Source organism: Gemmiger formicilis (assembly GCF_900167555.1).
Taxonomy (GTDB): Bacteria; Bacillota; Clostridia; order Oscillospirales; family Ruminococcaceae; genus Gemmiger; species Gemmiger formicilis.
In genome coordinates this window covers 1-3732 of the sequence record NZ_FUYF01000056.1, presented here as the reverse complement: position 1 = coordinate 3732, position 3732 = coordinate 1, and the positions used below count along the sequence as shown (strand labels likewise).

The following is a 3732-nucleotide window of genomic DNA, read 5'->3' as shown; positions in this document are numbered from 1 at the left end:
TCTTCGTCAGAAAAATCAAATTTCAGCGTGTCCTGATCGTAGCTGGATTTACGGTAGACATCCAGAATGCTGGCGGTATCGTAACTGCCATCGGCGTTTTGGGCAAACTGGTCTGCCTTGCTCAGCAGCGATACACGGTACACTTTGAACCCGGCACCGCCCAGCTTAATGGCAGGGGAGGGCTGACCGGTGGTGGACACCAGCTTTTGCAGACTGAACCCGGATTTCAGTACTTCGTCCTGCGTCTGATCTTCAGCGCGGACAACGTAAGTGGATTCATCTGCATAAGTAAGGGATTGATAGTGGTTGACTTCATCACAGAGATAGCCTTTCGCAAAGGACAGGTAGTAGCCGTCATAGGTCTTGCTGCCGTCTAAGGCGCGACTCTCGGCAACAGCAGAATATTGGTTGCGGTAGACATAGTCGATGTATTCTGTGCCATTGCTGGCGAGGGCGGCATAGCTGCCGGTAGGCTCCAGCTTTTTGTTGAGCAGGGGATACTTGCCGGAAAGATAATACTGCCCGTTGGAATCCACGGGGATCACGATGCCGGTGGCGCGCTCCACAAGGTAGTAACGACCTAAGTAGAGATTAGAAAACGCCAGCTTGCCGTCCTTGATGGCGGCGGAGGCCACAAGGTAATCCTTTTTCAGCACCGGGAGATAGTCGGACTTCCATGCGCCGTTGGTAAGCACGGTGGTATGCCAGATGGGGTTGCCGCTGGAATCGGTAATCTTGGAGTAATCGACAATGCCGGAAACGCCGTTCGGATGAAGAATGTCCTCGGCGGCATACAGGTCGTACACGGCACCTTCAAGCGTTGAGTCGCCATTATTGCCTGCGGCCAGATACCGGGCGGCATCAAAGTCTGCTTTGGAGAGAGTGATGCTGCCGAGAGTGCGGTCGTTCTGCATGGTGTCGACATCGGCGTGCATGGTGTAGGAATCCTCGTTGCTGGCAATACCTGTAGGATCGGTGGTATAGGTCTTATCCGCATTGCGACTGCCAAATGTAATTGTGACGATGCCCTCGCCGGTGTCGATGAGCGTACCACCGCTGTTGGCCGTGGTAATGTCGGCGTTATAGTCCGCGTTGCCCAGCCAAATCGTCTGACCGTCTAATGCTTTCGTGATTTCAAAGGCATACGCCCGCTTACCCAGCACAGAGCCTGCCGTGCCGGGTTTGGTTACATCCGTCCAATCGCCATAGTACCCGCTGGGAGCATGGCTTTCCACGATGACGAACTTACCCTCGTTTCGCTGGGTGTAATAGATATTGTCAGAACCGTTGGCATAATTGCTGTGGTTGATGACTTTGTAAGTTCCATCTGCTTGGCGCTCAACCTTGTACTGGTTGTACCCACCATTGGGGATGTAGCACTGCCGGACGGTATCCCACTCGAAAATCTTAAACTCGGCATCGCCCTTGATGCGCTGCTTGGTTTCGCTGTCGATTTTGTCAATACTGACTTTGACCGACCACTCATCGTTTTTCATCTGGTAATAGTTCGAGCTGTTGGCAGGAACAGTAATCGTCTGGTGGCTGCTCAGAGCACCAGACGTGGTATCGAAGCCGTGCGGAATGGTGATTTCATCGTAGCTAAACGTAATATTTGCAAGCTGTGCCCGCGCCGAGGCGATGGCAGCATCTACCATACCTTGTGCTTCGTTTTTCAGTTGGTTGATGGCTGCATTTTTGGCAGCCTCGGCAGCGGCATCCGCTTCAGCCTGGCTGGTGAACGGTCCTTCCTGCCCGCTGAGTGTGCTTGTGCTGGTCTTGGACACCTCATAATGTACTGTCCATGTGGCAGAACCATCGCCGCCATTCAAATGGTAGTTGTCGTCCTGCGTGTGACCGCTGGTGGTAATGGTCTGCGCTCCGGCAGGAGTCATCTTCCAACTACCGCCGTCCACACTGCCGCTGGTCTGGCTTGGAGTGACGGTAATGACTGCACCATCCACTTTCTCCAGCGTATTCAGCTGATACTTATCGGTGTTGACGGTGAACGTCAGATCAAAGCTGCCTCTGGCGCTCTGTGCAGGAGCGGTCCATGAAGCAGAATAATACTGCGGCTCAGGAGCACTCGGCACGTCCGGAATTTCGGTGCCGCCAGCAATTTCCTCACCAACCAGCGCCACAATCTGCCATGCGTAGCCTGCGGGCGGATTATAAATGTAAGTGTAATAACCGTTCTCACCAGACTGCACCGCCGTGCCGTCTGCCAATTCTTCGGCGGCAGCAACATAGGCCTGCGCAGCATAACTATCAGGATAGTTGGTAATGATCCACTGCTGGGTTTCATCGTAGATCTCACTGATGAGGTCGGGCTGCTCTGTATCCGCGCTCATAACAACGGGCTTGCTGTCCAGCATATCGAGACTCAACTGACCGAGGCCGCCCCAAATGTTGATTTGGTTCGCGTAATGGTTGCCGGGGGTGTACTGGCCGGGCTCAAGGCGAGACACATGGTCAAAAGTGTAGGTCGGGCAGCCATTGGGCTGACCGTTCAGACCATGACTGCAACAGTAGGCTTCTTGTCCGTTGAACCAAATAAGCCAAGTGCCGCCCTCTTTGGCAATGCTGGTGATTTTGCCGGTGGCATAGGGCGGGGTAGGACCTGCTGCGAGTGTTGCAACACCGTTATCGGCATAAAGCTGTGCAGGGGCTGCATCATCCGACAATTGTACATGAATAGATTTCTGTAAAGTGGTGCCGTCCGGGCTGGCGTAAACAAACTGCGCAGTGAAGTCAGAAAAAGCCTTCACATAAAAGCCTGTTGCAGCCGCAGATTGCTCGGCGTAAGTCTGATGTAGGATTTTGGCTTGCTCGGCATCATCGGCAGAAATGAGGTCTGCATCAGTAGATGCGTAGCTGAGAACCTCCACCCCTTTCGGAAGTACAACTTCTGCTGTTGCACTGTTTGCGGGGTATTCGGTTTGTACCAACAGAGGAACTACCGCATAATCTGCATCGGGATTGCGGCCAACGATGACGGTGCTTTCATTTCCGTTCAGCGCATCGGCGTCCATGTGGGCATCGGTACCATCATACAGGTCAGATACCCATGCCGAGATGCTGATTTTCGTCTCACCGGTTGCCACAGGCAGCCCCATGCTGCCGAGATAACTACCAGTAGGTGCATCGGGCAAATCGTTGTACAGATTTTCGGTAATCTGAGAAAGGTCTGGGGTTACGCTGTCCGTAATTTCGGGAACAAATGTATCTGCTATCTCTGGCGTGGAAATCTCCTCGGCCGAGGCAGCAGGAATCATCGTACAGCACATGGCACCCGCCATGAGCGCCGCAGATAAGCGGTGTTTGAGTTTATATTGCATTGCATATCTCCTTGTGTGGTTTTATACGTCAAAAGAGTGCGTGCGATTTAGGATTTTACATCTGCACCACCTCCATCAATCAGCTTGGCAACGACCAACAGGCGGCTGTTAGGGTCTGCCGTGCAGGTGGAAAGCGTCAGAATATGGTCATCAGTCGTCACGTCCACACCGTAGTCGAACGCACAGCCGGCAACAGCCTTGTCCAGAATTTGCTGAAATGCTGCATCGTCCGGGTCAGCCTGAATACAATCGGTATCATCGTTTGCATCGCAGACCCACACACTGAAAATCTGGTACGCCAACTTTTCATCTGCCAGCGAAACATAAATGTACGGGTTTTCCTGCCCGAACTCGAACACGCGGTATTTGTGCAGATCCTCAAACCCGCCGGTATAAT

At 53.1% G+C, this 3732-nt stretch carries 2 protein-coding genes; both read right to left on the bottom strand.

What is annotated here, in order from left to right; all coding sequences use genetic code 11:
• Positions 1 to 3335 (bottom strand): collagen binding domain-containing protein (locus tag B5D32_RS14325; protein WP_143402808.1); only part of this gene is annotated, 3335 nt, incomplete at its 3' end.
• 47 nt (positions 3336 to 3382) lie between these two features.
• On the bottom strand, positions 3383 to 3732 hold a 350-nt coding region (locus B5D32_RS14320; RefSeq protein WP_143402807.1), incomplete at its 5' end, for a class B sortase.